The following is a 23,735-nucleotide window of genomic DNA, read 5'->3' as shown; positions in this document are numbered from 1 at the left end:
TGGAGAAATTCCGCATTTCTGCGAGGCGACCATCGGCAGGCAAAAAAATCGAACGGCGAAAATTGTCCGCACCTCCAACGTGCACGAGCCGTAAAACCGTAACGAGGAGGTGTGAGATGAATAATGATCAAGGCAAGCAAGGTGACGATCCACTCCCAACCACACCGGATCCGCTGAGTCCGGGGCGTACCGAGGTGGATCCGATGAAGGAGCGCGGCATCGACGAACTGCCCGACAACGAAGGTGAAATCCCGCTGGATAATGACGATGCCGGATTGGACCCCGAGCAGGTGCGGCAGGAAACCGATAACGCCGAGATGGACGATCAGCCCAATCCGCGGTGAGCCTTCAATCGCAGCCGTCGCCCTACGGCTGCCTTTGGCTTATGCGTCAACGGCAGAATCAGGCAAGCATTTCACAGAAATGCACTACCTCGCGCTCGGACCCCCGCGCAACAATGAGCGTCCGACAACCCATGGAGGATGCTCACATGCTGGTACAAGCTTACGGCGCCCACGCTGGCGACAAACCTCTTGAGCCGATGCAGATCAACCGCCGAGCCCCGGCGGCGCATGACGTGCAGATCGATATCGCCTTCTGCGGCATCTGCCATTCCGACCTGCATCAGGTGCGCGCGGAATGGGCAGGCACGCAATTCCCCTGCGTCCCCGGCCATGAAATCGTCGGCCGCGTCTCAGCGGTTGGCAATCACGTCAAAGACTACAAGGTCGGCGACCTGGTCGGTGTCGGTTGCATCGTCGACAGCTGCCAGCACTGCGACGACTGCGACTCCGGCCTGGAAAATTACTGCGACGGCATGATCGGTACTTACAACTTTCCGACCCCCGACGCACCAGGCTGGACCCTCGGCGGATACTCGCAAAACATTGTCGTGCACGAGCGCTACGTGTTGCGTATTCGTCATCCCGAAACGCAACTGGCCGCCGTCGCGCCGCTGCTCTGCGCTGGCATCACCACTTATTCGCCGCTACGCCAGTGGAACGCCGGCCCCGGCAAGAAAGTCGGCGTGGTCGGCATCGGTGGTTTGGGGCACATGGGCATCAAACTGGCCCACGCCATGGGCGCCCACGTCGTCGCATTCACCACTTCCGAATCCAAGCGTGAAGCCGCCAAGGCACTGGGCGCGGACGAAGTGGTGGTGTCGCGCAATGCCGAGGAAATGGCAGCACACGCCAAGAGCTTCGACTTCATCCTCAACACCGTCGCCGCGCCACACGATCTTGACGCGTTCCTGGTTCTGCTCAAGCGTGATGGTGCCTTGACCCTGGTCGGTGCGCCTGCTTCGCCGCATCCTTCGCCAAACGTGTTCAACCTGATCACCAAGCGGCGGACCATTGCCGGCTCGATGATCGGCGGCATTCCCGAGACTCAGGAGATGCTCGATTTCTGCGCCGAGCACGGCATCGTTTCCGACATCGAATTGATCCGTGCCGACCAGATCAATGAGTCCTACGAGCGTATGCTCAGGGGCGATGTGAAATATCGCTTCGTCATCGACAACGCAACCCTCGCCGGCTAATCGCCAACGTCCATCGGCAGCGACGTGCTGCCGATGGCTTAAGGGATTCCATCGGCGCGATTTGACAGCGCCAGCGTTGCTCGCCAGAGTCGCACCCCTTTTTCCACCGTTGGGTGAACAGGGGTCGCCGTTGAACCAACAGACATTGTCCATGCGCCTTGAACGCGTCGCTGCCCATGTGCCGGTCGGCGCACGGCTGGCCGATATCGGCTCCGATCACGCTTATCTGCCGGTAGCCCTGATGCGCCGGGGCCTGATTACAGCGGCGGTGGCTGGTGAGGTCGCGCGCACGCCGTTCCATGCAGCGCAACGCACCGTCAATGACAGCGACCTGCACAGCCACATCAGTGTGCGCCTGGCTGATGGTCTGGCAGCGATCAAACCTGAAGATGCGATCACCACCATCACCCTGTGCGGTATGGGCGGCGAAACCATTCGCGATATTTTCCAGAGCGGCAAAGCTCACCTCAATGGCCACGAACGGCTGATCCTGCAGCCCAACGGCGGCGAGCAAGCGTTGCGTCAGTGGTTGATGGATAACGGCTACCGCATCGTCTGTGAGGAGGTGCTGCACGAGAACCGCTTCGACTACGAAATCATCGTTGCCGAGCGTGCCTCTGATCCGGTGACTTACGATGCCAGGGAACTGTTTTTCGGCCCCCTGCAGCTGCAGATGCGCACCCCTGCCTTTGTGCGAAAGTGGCAACGCAGGCTGAGTCAGCGGCAGAAGACGCTGGGGCAGTTCACGCAAGCGCAACAGGCGTTGCCCGAGGACAAAATCGGGGCGCTGAGGCAAGAGGTGCAGTGGATCAGCGAATTGCTTGGGTGACTGTGGCGACGTCTTCGCGGGCAAGCCCGCTCCCACAGGGGTTTCGGGATTGGCGTGAAATTTTGCTGCAGCACCTGCCAACTGTGGGAGCGGGCTTGCTCGCGAAGGCAATGTCAGTTGCCATCGTTGGTGACTGTGCCGCCGTCTGCGCGGGCAAGCCCGCTCCCACAGGGGTTTCGGGATTGGCGTGAAATTTTGTTGCAGCACCTGCTCGCTTCCACAGGGCTAGTCGAACTCTGGTTTCCGTTTGAAAAATGAAAAGCCTGCTGTTGAAAGCAGGCTTTTTCGTGGGCGGTGTCTTACTTCTGTTGCGTCAGCGCTGAGTAGCTGTTCATCAGGTTGCGGTAGTTGGGGATGCGCTGCGACAGCAGGTTGCCCAGGCCTTCGATGTCGTTGCGCCAGTCACGGTGCAGCTCACAGGCCACCGAGAACCAGTTCATCATCTGCGCGCCGGCCTGAGTCATGCGGCTCCACGCGGCTTGCTGCACGGTGGTGTTGAAGGTGCCGGAGGCATCGGTCACCACAAACACGTCAAACCCTTCTGCCAGTGCCGACAGGGTCGGGAACGCGACACACACATCCGTCACCACACCGGCAATGATGATCTGCTTGCGGCCGGTAGCCTTGATCGCCTTGACGAAATCTTCGTTGTCCCAGGCGTTGATCTGGCCAGGGCGAGCGATGTACGGCGCGTCCGGGAACATCTCTTTCAACTCTGGCACCAGCGGGCCGTTCGGGCCTTGTTCGAAACTGGTGGTGAGGATGGTCGGCAGGTCGAAAAACTTGGCCAGATCCGCCAGTGCCAGCACGTTGTTCTTGAACTCGTTCGGCGAGAAGTCCTGCACCAGTGAGATCAGACCGGTCTGGTGATCAACCAGCAGCACGATAGCGTCGTCTTTGTTCAGGCGGTTGTAGGTTGGAGTGGTCATGGTGTACGTCCCTTTTCAAGATTGAAGTTTTGTTGTTGCGTTCAAGTTGGGTACAGATTACTGACGCACAGCAAAGGGATAAATCGGCTGAAAAGCGTTTCACCGTCTACTTGAACAGGACAATCACTACAGCCCCACCCAGATTCGATACACCGCAGTACAAATGAAGTACCTCAGCCCCCATTTATCAACTCCTCGCAACTTCCTAAAGTCGCCTCCAACAGCCACCCGCCATCCCGACGGGGCCGGCGACAGAGGAAACCATCATGAGCACATCGAAAAAAGTAGTTGTCATCACCGGCGCCTCGCAAGGCATCGGCGCAGGTCTGGTCGAAGGCTTTCGCGCCCTTGGCCATCAAGTGGTCGCAACCTCGCGCTCGATCAAAGAGTCGAGTGACCCGGATGTTCTGACGGTCGCTGGCGACATCGCCGATCCGCAAACCGCCGAGCGAGTGATTCGCGCTGCAGTAGCCCGGTTCGGTCGTGTCGATACGCTGGTCAACAATGCCGGAATCTTTCTGGCCAAGCCGTTCACCGCTTACAGCCAGGCGGACTATGCCCAAGTCGTGGCGACCAACATGAGCGGCTTCTTCTACATATCGCAACTGGCCATCGCCGAGATGGAAAAACACCGCAGCGGCCACGTCGTCAGCGTGACCACCAGCCTGGTTGATCATGCAATCGATGGCGTGCCTTCGGTATTGGCATCGCTGACCAAGGGCGGCATCAACGCCGCGACCAAATCCCTGGCGATCGAGTACGCCAAGCGCGGCATTCGGGTCAACGCGGTGTCGCCGGGCATCATCAAGACGCCGATGCACGCCGAGGACACCCATCAGGCCCTGGGCAGCCTGCATCCGGTCGGCCACATGGGGGAAATCGACGACATCGTGCAAGCGATCCTCTACCTCGACGGCGCAAATTTCGTCACGGGCGAGATCCTGCATGTCGACGGTGGTCAGAGCGCCGGCCATTGAGCAAAACCGGCAATGCCGCCGGTGGATACCGGCGGTGTCGCTGGTTGTGGTACACAGAGGATGAACGTCCGTCGAACCTCGGTGCGAGCCACAATGAAACGCCATTTTGAAGACTTGCAGTTAGGCAGTATCGAACTGTTCTGCCTGGCTGCCGAAGCCGGCAGCTTCACCGCTGCCGCGCAACGGGCCGGGGTCACGCCGGCGGCTGTCAGCCGGTCGATTTTGCGTCTGGAACAACGCCTCGGTTCGCGACTGTTCGCCCGCACCACGCGCAGCATCCGCCTCACCGACGCCGGGCGCAGCTTCTTCGAACAATGCAGCCAGGCCTTGACGCAACTGGTCGAAGCGCAGCAGGAAGTCATGGGCGCGCAGACCTCGCCGTCGGGGCGACTGCGCATCAGCCTGCCTACCACCTACGGACATCACCGCATCCTGCCGCTGCTGCCGAAGTTTCGTGCGCTGTACCCCGAGGTCACGGTCGACGTGCATTTGGGCAATCGCAATATCGACTTCGTCGAAGAGGGCTACGACCTGGCGATACGCGTTCGCGCGCAACCGGACTCGACCCTGATCGCTCGCCTGCTGGAAGATGCCAGCCTGGTGGTGGTCGCCACCCCCGAATATTTGCAAAGAGCCGGCACGCCACAGACGCTAAAGGATCTCATCGGGCATGAGTGCATCCAGTTCGAATTGCCCAGCAGTGGTCGGCGGATTTCCTGGCTGTTTCAGGAAAACGGCCGAGACCTGGAAGTGATTTCCGACGGCGGCTATTCCTGCTCCGACGATGTGCTCGGCGGTGTGACGCTGGCCAAACACGGCGCCGGGCTGTTTCAGACTTATCGATTCATCGTCGAGCAGGAACTCGCCGATGGCCGCCTGATTGAAGTGCTGCAGCCGTACGCCGGGCGTTCACGGCCGTATACCCTGCTCTACCCGCACGGCCGCTATGTGCCGCAGCGGGTGCGGGCGTTTGTGGATTTTCTGCTGGGATTTCGTGATGAATGGGCTGGCTCTTACAGTGCGTCGTTGCTCACTGCGCCGGATCGTACTCGTTAACGTTCGGCACCTGCGCATGCAGGCGCCCCAGCAGTTCGATCAGCGTATCGACTTCCGCTTCCGACAAGCCGCTGAGCAAACGCCGCTCACGCTCCAATGCCACTTTCAGCACACGTGCATGCAGTGCCTTGCCGCTGGCGGTGAGGCTGACCGTATTGCGCCGCGCATCCTTCGTGTCGACCTGACTGCGGATATGCCCGGCTTTCTCCAGCGCCTGCAATGAGCGGCTGACCGCGCTCTTGTCGAGGCCGATGGTTTGCGAAATGCGGTTGGCGGTGATGTCGTTTTCCACCGCCAGCATCGAGAGCATGCGCCACTCGACCACGCCAATACCGAAGTGCTTGCGATAGCACTGCGAAGCGCCCGCCGAGAGCTTGTTGGAAAGGAAATTCAACAACGCGGGAACATAACGAGACAGGTTCAATTGCGGTTCTGCAGACATCGAAGATTTACCCGAAAACGACGAAACGCCAGATTATTGGTTGACACCGCAACTAAATAATCAGAGGATTTCCCTGCCGAACGTTGCGGGCGATTCTGGCTGAATGATAGGCCGTCGCTCGCGTCATAAAAATAATTATCAGGTGTTGGTCATGAATCCTTTCATTTGCGCGGGCGTCGATTGGCCAAATTCGGCGATCACCTTGCCGCCGCCTGCCCCCGGCTGATCCTTCCCCCCGCTAATCCCACGAGTCTTTTTTCAGCAGCCACTTCAGTGTGGAGGGACAGGTCATGCTCAACGTCATCGTCACCGGCAAAACCTGCGAAGCCGAAGGCATCTGCAGTTTTGAATTAAGCGCCGCGGATGGCACCGTGTTGCCGCCGTTTGAAGCGGGCGCGCACATCGATGTTCATCTGGCCGGCGGCATGGTCCGCCAGTATTCCTTGTGCAATGACCCCAGAGAGCGCCAGCGCTATCTGATCAGCGTGCTCAAGGACCCGCAATCCCGTGGCGGCTCGCAGGCCATGCACGAGCAGATCCTCACCGGGCAAATGCTGACGATCAGCGCCCCGCGCAACCTGTTCGCGCTTGAGCCCACCGCCTCGCGACATTTGCTGTTTGCCGGCGGCATCGGCATCACCCCGATGCTGGCGATGGCTTATGCCCTGGCTCCGCAAGACGTGCCTTTCGAGCTGCATTACTGCTTTCGCTCCAGCGATCGCGCAGCGTTTCTGCCGCTGCTGGCACAAGCCCCGTTCGCTGAGCGGGTCATCCTGCATGACGACAGTGGCACGCAGGCGCAGAAGCTCGACGCCGCGGCGCTGCTCGCCTTGTCCGACGCAGGCAGTCACCTGTACGTCTGCGGCCCAGGCGGATTCATGAGTCACATCATCGACACCGCGCAGCATGCAGGCTGGCCTGCCCACAGAGTTCATCGGGAGTTCTTCGCCGCCGCGCCCATCGATCACAGGGCCGATACGGCCTTCGAAGTCGAACTCGCCCGCAGCGGGCAGATCTTCCAGATCCCGGCCGACCGCAGCGTGTTCGAAGTGCTCGACGAGGCCGGTGTGGCCATCGACTCATCCTGCGAGCAAGGCATTTGCGGAAGCTGCATGACCCGCGTGCTCAGCGGCATCCCCGAGCATCGCGACCAGTTCCTCAGCGCCGCCCAACAGGCCGCCAACGATCAATTCACCCCGTGCTGCTCGCGGGCCAGGACGACGCGCCTGGTGCTCGATCTTTGAACAACAAAAACAATTGGCTCGACAGGAGAAGCTCATGATCACGTCCACGCCCGAATCACTCGCCAGCGAACTTGCAGCCTCTGCTCTGCCCGAGTATGCGCTGAATCAATGGTACGTCGCCGCCCTCGGTTGGGAGCTTGAAGACAAACCGCTGGGTCGGACCTTGCTGAACCACCCGGTGGTGCTGTTTCGCAAATCCGACGGAACCGTCGCTGCCCTCGAAGACCGTTGCTGCCATCGCGCCCTACCGTTATCCAACGGCACGCTTGAAGCCTCCGGCATCCGTTGCGGCTACCACGGCCTGCTGTTCGACGACGCCGGCAGGTGCGTGGAAATACCCGGGCAGGACAAGATCCCAAGCAAGGCCAAGGTGCCGGCCTATCATGTGCGCGAACAGGACCAGATCGTCTGGATCTGGTTCGGCAGCGCGGCGCAGCCCGAGCCCGATTGCGAACCGCCGCCCTACGCCGTACACAGCAGCGGCCAATACCTGTTCGACGGCAGCGTCTATCACTACGAGGCGCCGTATCAGCTGATTCACGACAACCTGATGGACCTGAGTCACTTGGGCTATGTGCATCTGCGCACAATCGGCGGCAACGCCAGCATCCATATGAACGCGCGGATGACAGTGGAAAGTGAAGGCAACGTGGTCCGCGTGGTGCGCCATATGCCGGATTCGGTGCCACCGCCGACCTATACCGCCGCCTACCCGTTCAAAGGCACCGTCGACCGTTGGCAGGAAATCGAATTCCACGTCAGTCATCTGCGCATCTGGACCGGTGCGGTAGATGCCGGCAGCGGCTCGCTGGACGATCCCGAGCGCGGTGGTTTTCATATGCGCGGCTTTCATGGCGTGACACCGGAAACCGCGACCACCAGTCATTATTTCTGGACCATCGCCACCAATCCGGCGAGCGATCCGCAGGCGATCAAGGACAAAGTCGTCGAGCAGACCATCCTGACCTTCGATGAGGACAAGCAAGTGATCGAAGCGCAGTACCGCAACCTCTGCCGGTTCGGTGCACGACCGATGATCGACATTCACGTCGACGTCGGCGCCAACCGCGCCCGGAGAATCATCGAGCAACTGCGTCAGGCGTGAGCCCCTTCAGCCAGTCTGGCGCAGGCGACTGAGTTCCTTCGACGGCGGGCAGCCGAACTGGCGGTTGTATTCGCGGCTGAACTGCGAAGCGCTTTCGTAGCCAACGCGGTAACAGGCGCTGGATACGTCCAGCCCTTCATTGATGATCAGCCGCCGCGCCTCCTGCAGGCGCAGCTGTTTTTGATATTGCAGCGGGCTCATCGCGGTGACGGCTTTGAAGCGATGGTGCAGCGCCGAATTGCTCAGGTTGGCCACCTGCGCCAGCGCGTCGATGCGCAGCGGTTCGGTAAAATTTCTGTTCAGCCAGTCGATGGCCCGCGTGACCCGGTGCGTCTGCGAATCGCTGACGGCGATTTCATACAGCAGATGCCCGTGCTGGCCGCGCAGCAGGCGGTAATACAGCTCGCGCAACGCCATCGGCGCGAGCATGCCGATGTCGCGCGGATTATCCAGCAGACGCACCAGACGCAGCATGGTGTCGAGCAGGGTCACGTCGATCTTGTCGAGAAACATCCCGCGCCCGGTTTCCTGCGGCACCCCGGTCGGCGGCGACTCGGCAATCAGTTGCGTCAGTTGCGCCGGGTCGAAATCCAGCCGTACGCAAAAGTAGGGTGCTTCGGGCGAGGCTTCGATCACTCGGCCAGACACCGGCAATGTCACCGAGACCACAAGATAATTCAGCGGGTCGTAGAGGAAACGTTCGTCACCCAGCCCGACTTCCTTGCGCCCCTGCACGATCAGGCACAGCGCTGGCCGGTGCACAACGTGAATCAGCTCGGACGGGCCATCGAGACGGATCACGTGCAGCGGCGCAATCGCGGTTTCGTAGGTGCCCGGCGCATCGAAGCGCTGAGTCAGCAGGCGCACCAGCTCGGCGCGATAGACCGCCGTGTCGTGGAGGATGGAAGCGTCGTTGTCCATGCAAAAGGCCTCGCAAGCAGACGAAAGGTGGGTCAACTGCGGATGAAGATTAGCCAGTTTCAGCAAAGGGCGGCTAGATCAAAGATGCTGCAGATTTGCCTGATTCTGCGTTAGTCAGAACAGGGTAAACCTTGGGCGCGTGATCCCGCGCGCCCAGGGTTTACCGCATAACTGTCAGCCCGCCGTGACCGTCATGCCGCCATCAGCCATGACCACCGCGCCGACCATGAAACTGGCACGGTCGGAGGCGAGAAAGGCCACGATCTCGGCAATTTCCTTCGGCTGCGCCGCACGGCCGATCGGCGCCGCCTCGCCGTGCTGCGCGAGGAAGCCCGGGCCGTCCTCGACGACATCATTGAGGATATTGGTCACCACATCGCCGACGCCGATGGCGTTGACGCGAATGCCGTGCTCGATGACCTCCAGCGCCAGCGTGCGGGTCAGTTGTGCCAGCGCGCCTTTCGAGGCGGTGTAGGCGGCAATCGTGGGGAAGGCGAAGTACGAGGCATAGGAAGCGATATTGACGATCGCACCGGACTTGTTCGGGATCATTGCCCTGACCGCTTCGCGGCAGTGCAGGAAGGCTGCCGTGGCATTCACTGCCTGGATCTTTTCCCAGTCGTCGCGGCTCATGTCGATCACCGCTTTGTTGATGATGATTCCGGCGTTGTTGACCAGAATATCGAGGCGGCCGAAGTGCTCAACGGCAAGGCCCACCGCGCGTTCGGCGGCGCCGTCCTCGGTGATGTCCGCCACCAGCGGCACCAGATCGGGACGGGCCAATTCCTCGACAGCCGGGTTGAGGTCTTCGGCAATCACCTTGGCGCCGCGGGCATGCAGCATCAGCGCAATCGCCTTGCCGATGCCACTGGCTGCCCCCGTGACCAGTGCGACTTTACCGGCAACTTCTTGTGGCAGGGTGTGATTGAAATCAGTCATGGTCTTGACTCCTCGATAGCGAATCGGTGTTGCACCTGATGGCGCAGTCGTGAACACGGCTTCACTGTCGCGCACTGTCCGCCGCCGGGCTTTCGGGCGATTGCCGGGACTGTCGGAGTTTTGCGCTGGAGTTTCTCGTTTACCCGCCCTAACCTTCAAAATCATTCGCAGCCGAAGCTTTTGATGGAGCGTCCTGTGCCCTCTGCCAGCTCTGCTACACCGACAATCAGCCAACCCGCGCGCATCGCCGCCGAAGCCATGCCGAAGCATTTGCCCGGTGTCGCGGAAACGACGCCGCCCCGGCCGCAGCTCAAGGATGCCGTGGTGCAGTTGTTCCGCCATCAGACTCTGCTCGAGCCGATTCGCGTGCCCTGCGTGGCCGAACCGCTGCTGGTCCTGGTTCTGGCCGGCACTGCGCGGGTCGAGGAGCGTTCATTGGGTGGCGAATGGCAGGCGAGCCAGGTCACGGCGGGCGATTTCTTCCTGACCAACACCCGCGAACCCTACGAAATGCGCTGGCAGACCGAAGGCTGTGAAGTGTTCGAAGTGATGCACCTTTATCTCGGCCTGGGCCTGATCAAAGAAGCGGCGCGCGAAGCTTTCGGCGAACAGGCCGGAGCGGTGACCTTCGCTGACGTTTCCGGTGCGCGTGATGAACACGTCAGCTTCATCCTTGAGCAACTGCGAGTCGAACTTACAGAACAACGCCAGCCCAGCGCACTGTTGGTGCACTGCCTGGCTCAGGCTTTAGCGATCCATCTGCTGCGTCACTATCTCGACCCGGACAGCAACCCGCGTCGCGACAACGCCCTGCCCGCCTACAAACTGCGCCGGGTAATCGAAGCCATGAATGCGAATCTGGCGGAGGATTTCGGCCTCAGTCAACTGGCCGTCATCGCCGAGCTGAGCGACTACCACTTCAGCCGCACCTTCAAGCGCGCCACCGGTTTATCGCCCTCGCAATACTTCATCCGCCTGCGCATGAGCCGCGCGCGTCAGTTGTTGCTGGAGACGACGCGCAGCGTGATCGACATTGGCCTGGAAGTCGGCTACTCCAGCCCAAGCCACTTTTCCCAGATTTTTCGCCGCGAAGTTGGAGTTACGCCGAGCACCTACCGCGATACGCCTCGTGGCGGTTGAAGTTCGGTTGAAAAACGACGCAGCAGAATTGGGCAAATGCCGAGGAGGAATCGGTTAATTGCCTATGCGCTGCCGCGCTTAATCTTCTTCCAGGCCCACTTCCGGGCACAGCGAAGAGGACGACATCATGCTGAACATTCAAGACAAAGTAATCGCGATTACCGGCGCCAGCAGCGGCATCGGCGAAGCCACCGCACGCCTGCTCGCCGAGCGTGGCGCCAAAGTGGTATTGGGCGCACGGCGCACCGAGCGTCTGGCAGTGATCGCCGATGACATCAACGCCGCCGGTGGCCACGCGCAATTTCGCGCACTGGACGTCACCGATCAGCAGGATGTGCAGCGCTTCGTTGATTTCGCCGTCGAGCATTACGGCCGCGTCGATGTGCTGGTCAACAACGCCGGGGTCATGCCGTTGTCGCGGCTGGACGCGCTGAAGGTCGATGAGTGGAACCGCATGATCGACGTCAACATCCGTGGCGTACTTCACGGCATCGCCGCCAGCCTGCCATTGATGCAGCGCCAGCGCGCCGGGCAGATCATCAACATCGCTTCGATCGGCGCCTACGCGGTCAGCCCTACTGCGGCGGTGTACTGCGCGACCAAATATGCCGTACGGGCGATTTCCGAAGGCTTGCGTCAGGAAGTGGGCGGCGATATCCGCGTCACCGTCATCGCACCGGGCGTGACTGAATCGGAACTGGCCGAGAGCATTTCCGACGAAGGCGGCCGCGCCGAGATGAAGTCATTCCGCAAGATCGCCATCCCCGCCGAAGCCATCGCCCGCGCGATTGCCTACGCCGTCGAACAACCGGCAGAAGTCGACGTCAGCGAACTGATCGTGCGTCCAACGGCAAGCCCTTACTGAGACCAGCAACAAACCTGTGGGAGCGGGCTTGCTCGCGAAAGCGGTGTGTCAGGCAATAATGATCTTGAACCTGCCGACGCCTTCGCGGGCAAGCCCGCTCCCACAGAGATTCGGGTGGCGCTGAAGATGGTCGAATTGCCTCCGGATCATTGTGGGAGCGGGCTTGCTCGCGAAAGCGGTGTGTCAGGCAATGATGATCTTGAACCTGCCGCCGCCTTCGCGGGCAAGCCCGCTCCCACAGGGATTCGGGTGGCGCTGAAGATGGTCGATTTGCCGCTGAATCATTGTGGAAGCGGGCTTGCTCGCGAAAGCGGAGTGTCAGGCGATGATGACGCTGAACCTGCCGCCGCCTTCGCGGGCAAGCCCGCTCCCACAGGGAATCGCGGTGCTGCTGGCCAAGCGGGTTCGCCTTTACATCCAACCTACCGCGCGCCCGGCCCGATCAACATGCTTTCAATCTCGGCGCCGGGCATCATCTGTTGCAAACCTTCGATGAGTTTGTCGCCCGCCTCGGTCAGCGCCTCCAGCGGCATCGCCGGCAGGCTTTCGAGGATGAACCACATATGCCGGGCCTGCGCATCGAGGCGGGTTCGCACGCCCTGGCGCCAGTTCCAGCGCCGGCAGGTCACGCCTTGGTCATCGCGCCAGACCACTTCACCAGCGTCCGGAAATTCATGCGCGGACACGCCCTCTTTCATCGTGTCGAACGGTTCGCTGCCATCGGCGACGACCAGACGTGGCGAACCAACATAGGCTTCGGCATTTTCGCCACCGACGGGGATTGCGTATTCAAGGCTGATGGCGTTGTACAGGTCGACCACCGGATCGATGCTCGGCAAGTCGCCGTCGCGCAACACACGTTTGCGCAGAGCCTCGGCGGAACAAGGCGTGCGCTGCGGTTTGGCGCCGAACAAACGAAAGACATCGGCCCAGGCCTGCAAATGCGCAGGCGCCCACGCCGGACCACCGGCAGCGACGATTTGACAGGCTTTGGCCAGTGCTTCACCGGCCACGTAAGCCTGAGTAATCGGCGCCGCTCGCACGACAATACTCAGCGCTCTGAAGCCCGGCGCCAGTTGCGCAACAGCCGGATCGATTGACGGCACGACAGACAGCATCCCAGAATCCCCCTCACACCCGAATTTCAGACGATGCTAGCGATCAATGACCAATAAAGTCAATATACCGACCGAGGCCGGGGCCGACGTCCAGACTGTCAGCGCAGCGGTTTCCCGCACGCTCAAACAAGCGCGCAAACAACAGAGCATCACCCTGGACGAACTGTCCCGGCGCTCCGGCGTGAGCAAAGGCATGGTAGTGGAAATCGAGAAAGGCTCGGCCAACCCGAGCATCGCGACCCTGTGCAAGATCGCTGCCGCGCTGGGCTTGTCAGTGGCGGACTTCGTCAACGTCGCAGACACACCAGCGGCGCACCTGATCGGCAGCCAGGACATCCCAACGCTGTGGACCGGTGAGCTGGGCGGATCGGCGCGATTGCTGGCCGGAACCAGCGGCCCGAACATGCTCGAATTGTGGCGCTGGGAGTTGTTTCCCGGCGAGTCGTTTTCTTCCGCCGGGCACCCGAACGGCACCACAGAACTTTTTCACGTCGAGAAAGGCACGTTGCATCTGACGGTTGGCAATGTCGAACTGGTCGTCGGGCCTGGGTGTTCGGCGGTAGCGCGTACGGACGTGGCGCATGGGTACGCCAACCATGGGCGGTCGAAACTGGTTTTCACAATGTCGGTGACTGAGCTGCATCAGGGTGCCCGCGAAACTGCCTCGCCCTAGCCTCGGTAAGGCGGGCCAGGGAGGGCACGGTCGCGGCACCATTCAACCCCGCGAAACGTCCATCAATTGCGCTCCGGAAACACCACCCCGACCCGCCGCGCATACGCCATCCACGCTGCCTTCAACCGCTCAACTGTCTGCGGCTGCGCCCCCGCCAGATCAGTCGTCTCCCCGCGATCCCGTGCCAGATCAAACAACTGCCACTGCACCGGCTGCGCAGTGTCGCCCATTCCCACTTGCGGGCGCATCCCCAGCAACTTCAGATCACCCTCACGGTAATAGGCATTGCCAAACAGCTCACCCGCCAGCGCTCCTTCGTCATGCGGGCCGCCCTCGCCCGCCAGCATCGGCATCAATGACCGTCCGGTAATCGGCTGCTTGCCAGCATCATTCGGCACGGCAATGCTGGCGATCTCGAGAAAGGTCGGCGCCAGGTCGTCAACCCGTGCCACGCCGCGCTCGATCCCTTGGCGGCGCAACGCCTTGGGCAGCTGAATGATCGCCGGCACGCTGATGCCGCCCTCGGCCGTGGTGCCTTTGAACAGATGGAACGGCGCGGCGCTGACCTCGGCCCAACGCAAGCCATAGTCGGCTTGTGATCCCACACGTCCGAGGTTGGCCAGGCTGTTATCGGTACGCGGCCCCGGTGGATAGAACTGCGCGTGGTTCTCGCCCGCCGCGCCGTTGTCGGACATGAACACGATCAAGGTGTTGTCGTATTGGCCGCTTTTGCGCAGGTAGTCAAGCAAGCGGCCGAGGTTGTCATCAAGGTTGTCGACCATGGCCGCGTAGATCTCCATTTTGCGCGCGGCGATCTTGCGCTGTTCCGGACTCAATTGTTCCCAACCCGGCAGTTTCGAGTTGACCGGCAGCGGTTGTGCCGGCTGCGCATCCGCAGCGAGCAGGCCGAGCTTTTTCATGCGCTCGAGCCGTGACAGGCGCACGCTGTCGTAACCGTCGTCGAACCGCCCATGGTATTTGTCCAGATACGCTTGCGGTGCCTGCAACGGCCAATGCGGCGCGGTGTAGGCGGCGTAGGCAAAGAACGGCTTGCCGTCCTGTCTGACGTTCTGCAGATAGCCGATCAGCTTGTCGGTGTAGAAATCCGTGGAGTAAAAATTCTCCGGCACCTGCACGGCCCGACCGTTCTCGCGGTAATGCACCTGCTCGATCTTCGCCGGGTCGTCAGTCGCCGGTTTGAAGTGCGGCGCGCCGCCTTCAAGCAAGCTGAACGACTGGGCGAAACCGCGCTGATCCGGGCCCTGGTTCGCGTCCAGGCCCAAATGCCATTTGCCGGCCATCAGCGTGTGGTAACCGCCACGCTGCAACAGCTCGGCGACCGACCAGGCGCGCTCATTCAGATAACCCTCATATCCTGGTTTGCCGCGCTGAAACGGCTGTAATGCTTCGGCCATGGTACCGAGGCCGACCAGATGATTGTCGGTACCGGACAACAACATGGAGCGGGTGATCGAACAGGTCGGCGTCGCGTACAGGCTGGTGAACTGCAAGCCTTCGCGGGCCAGTTGATCGAGGCTTGGCGTCTGGATCTCGCCGCCGTAACTGCCGAGGTCGGAGTACCCCAGATCGTCGGCAACGATCAGCAGAATATTCGGCTTGGCCGCAGCACCGGCAGCGGCCAGCGCGGCACCGCTGCCGAGGGTCAGCGCCGCGCAGAGCACGGGCCACAACGTTCGCAAAACAGGCATAGGGACTCTCTTGTTATTGGTCAGTCTTCGAAGATCGCCACCGCGCGGACAAACCCTGCCGAAGCATGTTTGATCTTGTACGGGAAGCACGACACGGTAAAACCGCTGGCCGGCAGCTGCTCGAGGTTGGCCAGTTTCTCCATCTGCCCGTAACCAATATCGCGCCCGGCCTTATGCCCTTCCCAAATGATCGAGGCGTCGCCGCTGGCGGCGAACCGTTCGCGGGTGTATTTGAACGGTGCGTCCCAGCTCCAGGCATCGGTGCCAACCACCCGCACCCCACGTTCGAGCAGATACAGCGTCGCCTCGCGGCCAATGCCGACGCCGGCATCCAGATAACCCGGCTGGCCGAACAGCGCGCCCGCGCGGGTGTTGATCAGCACGATATCCAGCGCTTGCAGGTCATGCCCGATGCGCGCCAGCTCGGCTTCCACCTCGGCGGCAGTGACCACATGGCCGTCAGGCAGGTCGCGAAAATCCAGTTTCACCCCCGGCTGCAGGCACCACTCCAGCGGCAGTTCGTCGATGCCGAAGGCTGGCGCACCGCCGTCGGTGGTCGAGGCGTAATGCCACGGCGCGTCCATGTGCGTGCCGCTGTGAGTGGTAATGCTCAGGCGCTCGGCAGCCCAGGATTCGTTGCCGGGCATCTGCTCCAGTTGCAGGCCAGGGAACATCGCGGCCATTTCCGGCCAGCCTTGCTGGTGATCCATGTAATCGATCTTCGGCAGCAGCGGCGGCGGGTCCGTGTAAGGGTTGTTGTCGAGCGTCACCGAAAGATCGACAAGACGACGTTTACGCGCGATGGGCTGTGACATGGGAAGTCTCTCCGGGCAGGGGCAAATGCCGATAAGGGGCGGGATTCAAAGCGTTGCGCAGCAGTGCGGCGACATTGCCGTCATGGCTGAAGCCCGCCGCGCGGGCCTGGGGGGTTTTCAATGGCGGCAGACGTCCGAACAGCGCTTGCAGGTCAGCGTCGGGCGCAAAATTGATCAACGAGCGGCGTTGCTCGCCATAGGCCGCCGCCAGCGCATCGATCACTTGCGCAATCGACAACTGCAGCACCGGCAGTTGCCAGACTCGCTGTTGCGCGGCATGGCTCTGCAGTTCGGCGGCGTGGATCAGGTTGTTCACGCAGCAACGCGCCGACATCCACCACGCGGTTGCTTCCGGTGACACCGGGCAGCAGTAGTCGACGCCTTCGGCAAAGGCGCGCAGCAGGTCGCTCATGAAGGCCGAGCGCAAACCGTTGGGCTCACGCGGCCGCGCGACAATTCCCGGCAGGCGCACCGCGCGGCCATCCACTTCGCCGCGCCGGGCCAGATCGATCAACGCCTGCTCGACCATGGCCTTATGCGTGCCATAAGACAGTTGCGGGCGCAGCTCGGCCTGCTCGTTCATCCTCGCCGGAAGGTCGGCGCCGTACACCGCGACGCTGCTGGCGTACACCAGCACCGGTGGCCGCGCCTTGTTGCGCAATTGGTCGAGAAGTTCCAGGCTCGCCAGCAGGTTGACCTGATAGCCCGCCTCATAATCATGTTCAGCCGCGCCGCCGGGAATGCTCACCAGATGAAACACCACATCGATGCCATCGGCGAGCACCCGACGCATCAATGCCGCGTCGGTCACGCTGCCGGTGTGCCGACGCAGGCGCGGATCGTCCGGCAAGCCCTGCACTTCGGTGTCCAGCACCAGTAACGAACGAATGACTTGCCCACGCAAACTGCCCCGCGAGAGCAAACAGCGCAGCAGTTCACGACCGACGAAACCATTGGCGCCGGTGATCAATACACGCATGGGCGTTCCTCAGCCATGGGCTTTGACGACGCGCTGGTCGATGGCACCGAACAGCGAGCGACCAGTGCTGCCCGTAACGTCCATGCGCACCCGATCACCGAAGCGCATGAAGCCGGTTTGCGCAGCGCCCTGCTCGATCATTTCAATGGCGCGCCGCTCGGCGATGCATGCCGAGCCGGCGCTGCGCTCAGCGTTAGAGACGGTCCCTGACCCGATCAGCGTGCCGGCGCGCAGACGCCGTGTCAGTGCGGCGTGAGCGATCAGTTCACCGAAGTGAAAATTCATCTGCCCGCCGTGGGGCTGGCCGAAGCGTTCGCCGTTCCACTCGACCTGCAGCGGCAAATGCACCCGGCCGTCGCGCCACGCCTCACCAAGTTCGTCCGGGGTGATCGCCAGCGGCGCAAAACTCGACGATGGCTTGGCCTGCAGGAAGCCGAAACCGGTGCGCATTTCCCGTGGCGCCAGGGCCCGCAAGCTGATGTCATTGATCTGCAGAATCAGTTTGATGTGCGCCAAAGCGTCTTCAGCCGAGCAGCCCATCGGCACGTCGTCAACCAGCACGACAAACTCACCTTCAAAATCGATGCCCTGGCTTTCACTGGGCAACTCGATGTCATCGCGCGGGCCGATGAAATCATCGCCGGCGCCCTGATACATCAGCGGCGTGCGATCGGCGCCTTCAATGGGCCCAAGGTTGAACGCCTTCTGCATCAGCGCGCCGTGGCTGAGAAACGCCGAACCGTCGCACCACTGATAGGCACGCGGTAACGGCGCCATGGCCTGGGCGGGATCGAAGTCCGTTGCGTGGCGGGCGTCGCCCGCTTCCAGCTGCCGTGCCAGGGCCTGCAAGCGCGGCTCGACAAGCGGCCAGTTTTCCATGGCGTATTGCAGGGTCGGCGCGACAGCGCTGGCGTCCAGCGCGTGAATCATATCGGGCGAAACGACGACCAGCCGACCGTCGCGGGTGTTGTTTTTTACTGTGGCGAGTTTCATGCCCAGGCTCCCTGGCGTTGTTGCAGTTGGGCGGCAAAGCGCCCGTCGAGAAGAATGAAAACCATGCGAGCCATGGCCTCGGTGCGGTTGCTCCACGCGTGGTTGGTGCCGCGCTGGACCACCACGTCGCCGCGTTTGAGCTGGACTTCCTGATCGTCGAGCACCAGCCACACTTCGCCCTCGGTAACGATGCCGTAATCGAGGGTTTCAGTGCGATGCATCAACCTGTGCCGGGCGCTGGCATCGCCAGTGCCGGCCTCGGACTGACCCATCTCGGCGAACACTGCCGCTGCATCCGCGGCGCTGATCTGGTTCTGCATGCTGTCCGGCGGAATGTCGACCACGCGGATCACGCTGCCGTGCGGGTCGGGGCTCAGTTGCAACGGTTTGTCCGTCGGGTCGCCGCCGTTGTCGAGGACAGCCGGGCTGGCGCTGCTGTTCCACAGTTCATGAAACACCGTGCCGGGCACCGCTTGCAGGGCGAATACGCTGGCGGTCGGGCCGCAACTGGCGATCACTGCGCGGCCATCGGCATCATGCCCGGTGACCACGCGTTTGAAGGGGGGAAGCGCTTGCATGGAAATTCCTCGTTCAATGGCCGTTGCCAATGGAGTCTTGACTGCTGACAGCCGCACCCGGCAACAAACCGCCGAGCCTCGGTACGGACAGACAAAACAGCGCCACCACCAATTGCAGCCAACCGATGACGGCCAAGGCTTGTGGCAGGACAGAAACAGCGCCGGCGGTGATGGCGAGCACCATCAACGGGCTGACGAATTCACCGGCGAAAATCGCTGCAGTAAACCAACCGGCAGCGCGCCCGCGCTGCTCGAAACCGACTTGCGCCATGATCCAGGTGATCAGCGTTGGCAACATCAAACCGATGCCCAAACCGTTTACCAGCACCGCAACCACCACTTGCACATGGCTGTTCGCGCCGGCCATCAGCAAGCCGCCAACACCGGCCAGCCCAAAGGCAATCAGCAGCAAATGCTGACTGCGCAAGCCGCTGAGCAGGCGAAAACTCAAGGCCCCGACAAGCACGCCGAGCTGGTTGGCGCCCATGGTCATGCCGATCTGCTGCGGCGCATCGACGTGCAGCAGGTTGAGCAGATAACCGGCCTGCACCGGCACGATGAACAGGCTCAGCCCGGCCAGCAGGGCCAGCGCATACATCGGCGTCAGCGCGCGCCAGGGGAAAGCACGTTTCACCGGCTGCGCCAGGGTTGCCGCCATGGGCACACGCGGTTGCGGCTCCCAGAGTTGCCAGGCCATCAGCGGCAGAAAGATCAGCCCCACCGCGTACAGCGCGAACGGCGTGCGCCAATCGTTCTGGCCGAGAAAACCGCCGAGGGCGATGAACACCGCTGCTGACAACGAGGTCGCGACCATTTGCAAAGCGAACAGGCGTTCACGTCGCGCGCCGCTGTAGTAATCACCCATCAATGTCGTGCAGCAAGTCATGATTCCCGCCTCGGCCAGACCGATGCCGGCGCGGCTGGCGACGATCGCCGGCAACGACTCGAGCCACAATGGCAAGACGCCGCACAGCACATAGAGCGCCATGCTGGCCAGCAACAGCGGCTTGCGTCCGAGGCGATCAGCGATCATCCCGGCAAACGGCGCGAGCACGGCAGTCATCAACGCGGGCAGGGTCAGCACGATCGGCACCAGCACCGCACTCCCCGATACCTCGGCGAAATGCGCCTGCATGCGCGGCAATACCGGAGCGAGCAACACCGCGCCAAGCACCGGCAGACAGCTGCCGAGCAGCAACAGCAGCGATTGCATCAGGCCGGCTTCACGGCGGTGGTCTGGCACTGCAGATTCAACGGCCATGACAGATCTCCCGTTGTCGCGATGGATGAACGTTGGCGACCACAGCACTGGGCGGTTGCGCCACGCTGATCACCTCGACCGAAGCTTCGGCGCCGCGTTGAGTGCGCTGAGCCGGTAGCAGGAAATACGCCAGCGCTGGCAGCAGCACCAATGCGCCGACCATGTTCCAGACGAACATGAATGCCAGCAGCACGCCCATGTCGGCCTGGAACTTGATCGGTGAAAAAATCCACGTCGCCACACCAATCGCGAGGGTAATTCCGGTGAGCATCACCACTTTGCCAGTCGACACCAGCGCTCGGTAATAGGCCTCGGACAGGCTCGCCCCCTGGCGCAAATGGCCGAGCAGAATGCTCATCACGTACAGCGCGTAATCGACGCCGATACCCACGCCGAGGGCAATCACCGGCAAAGTCGCCACCTTGACCCCGATGTTCAGCCAGACCATCAGCGCCTCGCAGAGGATCGAGGTAACCATCAGCGGAATCACCGCGCACAGCGTCGCGCGCCAGGAACGGAAGGTAATCAGGCACAGGATGATCACCGCGCCATAGACCCAGAACAGCATCTCGCGGTTGGCCTGTTTGACGACGATGTTGGTCGCCGCTTCGATGCCGGCATTGCCGGCGGCGAGGAGAAACTGCACATCCTGATTGTTGTTCGCAGCGGCGAATTGCTCGACGTGCTCGACCAGCCGCGTGAGAGTTTCGGCCTTGTGGTCGGTCAGGTAGGCGTACAACGTCAGCAGGCTGCAATCCTCGTTGTACAAACCGCGCGGGGCACTGGCGGTGATCATGTTGAGCATCGCCTGATTGTTCTGCAGTTCGTACCACTTGGCGCTGCCTTCGCTCAGGCCGACCAGCATGCGTCGGTTGAGCAACGCCAGCGAGTTGGTCGAATCCACCCCCGGCAGCGCACGCAGTTGCCAGTCCAGTGCATCGACCTTGGCCAGAATGTCGTAGCGCGCACATTGCCCGGGCGGCGTCTTGACCATCACTGCGAACAGGTCGCTGCTGGCACCGTAGTGCCGGGTCAGAAAAGCGTCGTCCTGGTTGTAGCGCGAGTCGGCGCGCAGCTCCGGGGCACCGGCATTGAGGTCGCCGATTTTCAGTTGCAGGCTGACGATAAATCCAAGCGCCGCCAGCGCCAGGCTGACCGCGATGCACAGGCTGGCCCAGCGCCGCCGAGTGAACAGATCGAGAAAACGCCAGAAGCCATGGCGGCGCTGGCCGGCCTGTTCGCCCTGCTCGCTTTTCAGGCTCAGTTGCGCGGCGCGTGGCGTGACGCCGACATAGGACAGCAACACCGGCAGCAGGATCAGGTTGGTGAAAATCAGCACCGCCACGCCAATACTGGCGATCACTGCCAGATCCTGAATCACCTGGATCTTGATCAGCATCAGCACCGCAAACCCCACGGCATCACACAGCAGCGCGGTCAGCCCGGCCAGGAACAACCGGCGAAAGGTGAAACGCGCGGCGACCACGCGGTGCATGCCACGGCCGATGTCCTGCATGATGCCGTTCATTTTCTGCGCGCCGTGGCTCATGCCGATGGCGAACACCAGAAACGGCACCAGCACCGAATAGGGATCGAGCTGATAGTCGAGCAGCGGCAACAGGCCAAGCTGCCAGACCACCGCCACCAGCGAGCAGAACACCACCAGCACGGTGCTGCGCAGGCAGCGGGTGTACCAGAACAGCACAGCGGTGGTGATCAGAATCGCCACGGCGAAAAACAACAGAATCTGCTTGAGCCCGTCAATCAGGTCGCCGACTTTCTTGGCGAAACCGGTGATGTGGATACCAATTTTGTCGCTCTGGTATTCGCTGCGCAGCGCTTCGAGTTGCTCGGACAACAGCGAATAATTCAGCGCCTGGCCATCGCTGGTGGTTGCCAGCAGCGGCACGTAAATGATGCTTGAGGTCTGGTCGAACGCTACCAGTTGCCCGAGTTCGTTGGAGCGTTGCACGTTGCGGCGCAAGGCATCGAGATTCGCCTGGGTGCCAGCGTAATCATCGGGGATCACCGGGCCGCCATCCAGCCCGTCTTCGGTCACCGCGACCCAGCGGGTCGCGGGTGTCCACAACGACTTCATATAGGCGCGATCGACACCAGGCAACAGGTACAGCTTGTCGCTCAAGGCCTGCAGGGCTTTCAGGTAGTCGGCGTCATAGATATCGCCCTGACGATTGGCGACGACAATGCGCAGCGAATTGCCCAGACCGCTGAGCTGTTTCTGGTGCTCAAGGTAATTGGCAATGTACGGCTGTTGCGTCGGAATCATCTTTTCGAAACTGGCATTCAGTTCGATGCGCATGGCCTGATAACCCAGCAGCAGCGTAGTGACCAGACACACCAGCAAGACCCACAGCCGATGGTTGAACAGCGTGCGTTCCACCAGCGAACCGGAGCGCGGATCGAAACTCGCCAGGCTGGCCGTGGCGTTGTCGAATGACTTCATAACCTCACTCCGAAGCAATAACGGTGGGCGCTGCCAAGCGCGTCAACCCGGTGAACCCGGCCAGCACCAGACTGCCGTCGGCGGCCTGCACAACGCTGGCGACCGGTTTGCCCAACGGCGCGCCGTAAGGCTTTAGCTGTGCCTGCGCATCGGCTTGAGTGCGGAAAAGTGCGCCGCCCTGATTGACCAACAGCAACTGGCCGTCGACGGTGCGGATCGCGTCACTGAAGGACACTGGCATCGGCACTGGCGCCGGAACAAAACTGCTGCCGTTGTCGCGGGACACGAAGGCGTTGCCCTTCAAACCCGCCGCGAGCAAGGTGCCGTCGTCGCGCACCTGAACAGCAAAGAAACTGCCGCTGTAAGGACTGTCCAGAGCAGCGAAAGAATGTCCGCCATCATTGGAGCGCGCCAGATAACCCTGTTCGCCGGCGATGAACCACTGCGCACCGTGCGCGGCGAGCGCATACAAATGCGCGCCTGCCGGGTTGTCGATCTGGCCGATCAGCGACTGCCAGCTCGCCCCGCCGTCCTCGGTTCTGAACGCAAGGCCATAGGCGCCAACGATCAAGCCGTGGCGGGCATCGGTGAATGTCAGCGCCAGAAACGGTTTGTCCGCACCTTCCGCGATCAGGCGTTCAGCGTTTTGCACCCGCACGGCAGCGGCATCGGTGTCGCTGGCATTGGCCATTTCTGTGCGGGCGGCGTCCAGTTCGAGCTGCGCGGCGCGACGGCCGTCCAGTTGGAGTGACCAGGATTCACCGCCGTCAGCGGACATCAGCACTGCTGCGCCATGGCCGACCGCCCAGCCATGATCGGCATCGACGAATTGCACCGCCGTCAGGCTCACCGACACTGGCACTGATGCCTGGCGCCAGGTGGCGCCATTGTCATCGGAGAGCAAGACAATGCCGCGTTCGCCGACCGCCACCAGCCGCGCGCCGGCACGCGCCAGGTCGAGCAACACCGCGCGTTCAGCCTGCGGCGCATGCATTGCCGGCGTGCTCAACACATCGCCGACCGCCGCCTCGGCGGCGCTCAAGGGCAACGCCCAAGGCAACGCCAACGTCAGCAAGCCCATCAGCTGACAGATTCTGTTCATACCCACCTCGAAAACCTGTGTGAAACCGGACCGCGACCTGCGCCGCGATCTGGCCC

Annotated in this window: 23 protein-coding genes; 10 read left to right on the top strand and 13 right to left on the bottom strand. The window is 61.9% G+C overall.

Going from position 1 to position 23,735, the window contains the following annotated elements:
- Nucleotides 1-116: 116 nt before the first annotated feature.
- The 3 genes from ACIGDJ_RS14015 to ACIGDJ_RS14005 all read left to right on the top strand — a co-directional run bounded on the left by ACIGDJ_RS14015 (nucleotide 117) and on the right by ACIGDJ_RS14005 (nucleotide 2,369).
- Nucleotides 117-344 carry a hypothetical protein gene (locus ACIGDJ_RS14015; protein ID WP_101155310.1) on the top strand — a complete coding sequence of 76 codons (228 nt, stop codon included), beginning with the start codon at nucleotides 117-119 and terminating at the stop codon, nucleotides 342-344.
- A 146-nt stretch (nucleotides 345-490) separates the two neighbouring features.
- Nucleotides 491-1,540: an NAD(P)-dependent alcohol dehydrogenase gene (locus tag ACIGDJ_RS14010; RefSeq protein WP_101155312.1), complete on the top strand. Its 1,050-nt coding sequence runs from the start codon at nucleotides 491-493 to the stop codon at nucleotides 1,538-1,540.
- Between the two features lie 130 nt (nucleotides 1,541-1,670).
- A complete protein-coding gene (locus ACIGDJ_RS14005; protein WP_397478894.1) occupies nucleotides 1,671-2,369 on the top strand; it encodes a tRNA (adenine(22)-N(1))-methyltransferase in 699 nt (232 codons plus the stop codon).
- 299 nt (nucleotides 2,370-2,668) lie between these two features.
- Here ACIGDJ_RS14005 and ycaC read toward each other — a convergent pair whose 3' ends face one another.
- Nucleotides 2,669-3,298 carry an isochorismate family cysteine hydrolase YcaC gene (gene ycaC / locus ACIGDJ_RS14000; RefSeq protein WP_016774235.1) on the bottom strand — a complete coding sequence of 210 codons (630 nt, stop codon included), beginning with the start codon at nucleotides 3,296-3,298 and terminating at the stop codon, nucleotides 2,669-2,671.
- 266 nt (nucleotides 3,299-3,564) lie between these two features.
- On the opposite strand from ycaC, the gene ACIGDJ_RS13995 reads away from it, so the two are divergent.
- Both ACIGDJ_RS13995 and ACIGDJ_RS13990 read left to right on the top strand, forming a co-directional pair.
- On the top strand, nucleotides 3,565-4,275 hold the full coding sequence (locus tag ACIGDJ_RS13995; RefSeq protein WP_397478895.1) for an SDR family NAD(P)-dependent oxidoreductase: 711 nt from the start codon (nucleotides 3,565-3,567) through the stop codon (nucleotides 4,273-4,275).
- 93 nt (nucleotides 4,276-4,368) lie between these two features.
- Nucleotides 4,369-5,331 (top strand): LysR family transcriptional regulator, encoded by a 963-nt coding sequence (locus tag ACIGDJ_RS13990; protein ID WP_397478896.1) that lies wholly within the window; start codon nucleotides 4,369-4,371, stop codon nucleotides 5,329-5,331.
- Here ACIGDJ_RS13990 and ACIGDJ_RS13985 read toward each other — a convergent pair.
- Entirely contained in the window at nucleotides 5,306-5,773 is a 468-nt protein-coding gene (locus ACIGDJ_RS13985; RefSeq protein ID WP_101155322.1) for a MarR family winged helix-turn-helix transcriptional regulator, read from the bottom strand. The genes ACIGDJ_RS13990 and ACIGDJ_RS13985 overlap by 26 nt on opposite strands.
- Nucleotides 5,774-6,063: 290 nt before the next feature.
- On the opposite strand from ACIGDJ_RS13985, the gene ACIGDJ_RS13980 reads away from it, so the two are divergent.
- Both ACIGDJ_RS13980 and ACIGDJ_RS13975 read left to right on the top strand, forming a co-directional pair.
- Nucleotides 6,064-7,017, top strand: a complete 954-nt coding sequence (locus tag ACIGDJ_RS13980; RefSeq protein WP_101155323.1) for a PDR/VanB family oxidoreductase — start codon at nucleotides 6,064-6,066, stop codon at nucleotides 7,015-7,017.
- A gap of 34 nt (nucleotides 7,018-7,051) precedes the next feature.
- Complete coding sequence (locus ACIGDJ_RS13975) at nucleotides 7,052-8,122, top strand: aromatic ring-hydroxylating dioxygenase subunit alpha (RefSeq protein WP_313006144.1); 1,071 nt, start codon at nucleotides 7,052-7,054, stop codon at nucleotides 8,120-8,122.
- 6 nt (nucleotides 8,123-8,128) lie between these two features.
- Here ACIGDJ_RS13975 and ACIGDJ_RS13970 read toward each other — a convergent pair whose 3' ends face one another.
- Together ACIGDJ_RS13970 and ACIGDJ_RS13965 are read right to left on the bottom strand one after the other, a co-directional pair.
- Nucleotides 8,129-9,043: an AraC family transcriptional regulator gene (locus tag ACIGDJ_RS13970; protein WP_313006142.1), complete on the bottom strand. Its 915-nt coding sequence runs from the start codon at nucleotides 9,041-9,043 to the stop codon at nucleotides 8,129-8,131.
- 174 nt (nucleotides 9,044-9,217) lie between these two features.
- Nucleotides 9,218-9,982, bottom strand: coding sequence for an SDR family NAD(P)-dependent oxidoreductase (locus ACIGDJ_RS13965; RefSeq protein WP_101155329.1), 765 nt, complete (start codon nucleotides 9,980-9,982; stop codon nucleotides 9,218-9,220).
- A gap of 258 nt (nucleotides 9,983-10,240) precedes the next feature.
- Here ACIGDJ_RS13965 and ACIGDJ_RS13960 point away from each other — a divergent pair, with 258 nt between their 5' ends.
- Both ACIGDJ_RS13960 and ACIGDJ_RS13955 read left to right on the top strand, forming a co-directional pair.
- Nucleotides 10,241-11,122: an AraC family transcriptional regulator gene (locus ACIGDJ_RS13960; protein ID WP_313006153.1), complete on the top strand. Its 882-nt coding sequence runs from the start codon at nucleotides 10,241-10,243 to the stop codon at nucleotides 11,120-11,122.
- A 127-nt stretch (nucleotides 11,123-11,249) separates the two neighbouring features.
- Entirely contained in the window at nucleotides 11,250-11,987 is a 738-nt protein-coding gene (locus ACIGDJ_RS13955; RefSeq protein WP_101155331.1) for an SDR family oxidoreductase, read from the top strand.
- Nucleotides 11,988-12,409: 422 nt separating this feature from the next.
- Here ACIGDJ_RS13955 and ACIGDJ_RS13950 read toward each other — a convergent pair whose 3' ends face one another.
- Nucleotides 12,410-13,105, bottom strand: coding sequence for a B3/4 domain-containing protein (locus ACIGDJ_RS13950; RefSeq protein WP_101155337.1), 696 nt, complete (start codon nucleotides 13,103-13,105; stop codon nucleotides 12,410-12,412).
- Between the two features lie 46 nt (nucleotides 13,106-13,151).
- Here ACIGDJ_RS13950 and ACIGDJ_RS13945 point away from each other — a divergent pair, with 46 nt between their 5' ends.
- On the top strand, nucleotides 13,152-13,778 hold the full coding sequence (locus ACIGDJ_RS13945) for an XRE family transcriptional regulator (RefSeq protein ID WP_397478897.1): 627 nt from the start codon (nucleotides 13,152-13,154) through the stop codon (nucleotides 13,776-13,778).
- Between the two features lie 62 nt (nucleotides 13,779-13,840).
- On the opposite strand, the gene ACIGDJ_RS13940 is transcribed toward ACIGDJ_RS13945, so the two are convergent.
- From ACIGDJ_RS13940 to ACIGDJ_RS13905, 8 genes are read right to left on the bottom strand one after another with little or no spacing between them, the layout of a single operon-like run.
- Nucleotides 13,841-15,487: an arylsulfatase gene (locus tag ACIGDJ_RS13940; RefSeq protein ID WP_397478898.1), complete on the bottom strand. Its 1,647-nt coding sequence runs from the start codon at nucleotides 15,485-15,487 to the stop codon at nucleotides 13,841-13,843.
- Between the two features lie 20 nt (nucleotides 15,488-15,507).
- The gene (locus tag ACIGDJ_RS13935) at nucleotides 15,508-16,302 is read right to left on the bottom strand and encodes a cyclase family protein (RefSeq protein WP_397478899.1); all 795 of its coding nucleotides are present in this window, start codon (nucleotides 16,300-16,302) and stop codon (nucleotides 15,508-15,510) included.
- The gene (locus ACIGDJ_RS13930) at nucleotides 16,280-17,281 is read right to left on the bottom strand and encodes an NAD-dependent epimerase/dehydratase family protein (protein ID WP_313006130.1); all 1,002 of its coding nucleotides are present in this window, start codon (nucleotides 17,279-17,281) and stop codon (nucleotides 16,280-16,282) included. The genes ACIGDJ_RS13935 and ACIGDJ_RS13930 overlap by 23 nt, the downstream gene beginning before the upstream one ends.
- A 9-nt stretch (nucleotides 17,282-17,290) precedes the next feature.
- Complete coding sequence (locus tag ACIGDJ_RS13925) at nucleotides 17,291-18,274, bottom strand: fumarylacetoacetate hydrolase family protein (protein ID WP_397478900.1); 984 nt, start codon at nucleotides 18,272-18,274, stop codon at nucleotides 17,291-17,293.
- Complete coding sequence (locus ACIGDJ_RS13920) at nucleotides 18,271-18,852, bottom strand: cupin domain-containing protein (protein WP_397478901.1); 582 nt, start codon at nucleotides 18,850-18,852, stop codon at nucleotides 18,271-18,273. The genes ACIGDJ_RS13925 and ACIGDJ_RS13920 overlap by 4 nt, the downstream gene beginning before the upstream one ends.
- Nucleotides 18,853-18,865: 13 nt before the next feature.
- Nucleotides 18,866-20,113, bottom strand: coding sequence for an MFS transporter (locus ACIGDJ_RS13915; RefSeq protein WP_397478902.1), 1,248 nt, complete (start codon nucleotides 20,111-20,113; stop codon nucleotides 18,866-18,868).
- The gene (locus tag ACIGDJ_RS13910; protein ID WP_397478903.1) at nucleotides 20,103-22,577 is read right to left on the bottom strand and encodes an RND family transporter; all 2,475 of its coding nucleotides are present in this window, start codon (nucleotides 22,575-22,577) and stop codon (nucleotides 20,103-20,105) included. Before ACIGDJ_RS13910 ends, ACIGDJ_RS13915 begins: the two co-directional genes overlap by 11 nt.
- A 4-nt stretch (nucleotides 22,578-22,581) precedes the next feature.
- A complete protein-coding gene (locus tag ACIGDJ_RS13905) occupies nucleotides 22,582-23,679 on the bottom strand; it encodes a WD40/YVTN/BNR-like repeat-containing protein (protein ID WP_397478904.1) in 1,098 nt (365 codons plus the stop codon).
- Between the last annotated feature and the right edge of the window lie 56 nt (nucleotides 23,680-23,735).

The organism is Pseudomonas sp. NPDC079367 (genome assembly GCF_044542195.1).
Classification (GTDB): Bacteria; Pseudomonadota; Gammaproteobacteria; order Pseudomonadales; family Pseudomonadaceae; genus Aquipseudomonas.
Note: the sequence above shows the minus strand (reverse complement) of the source record. Positions and strands in the feature narration are given on the sequence as shown.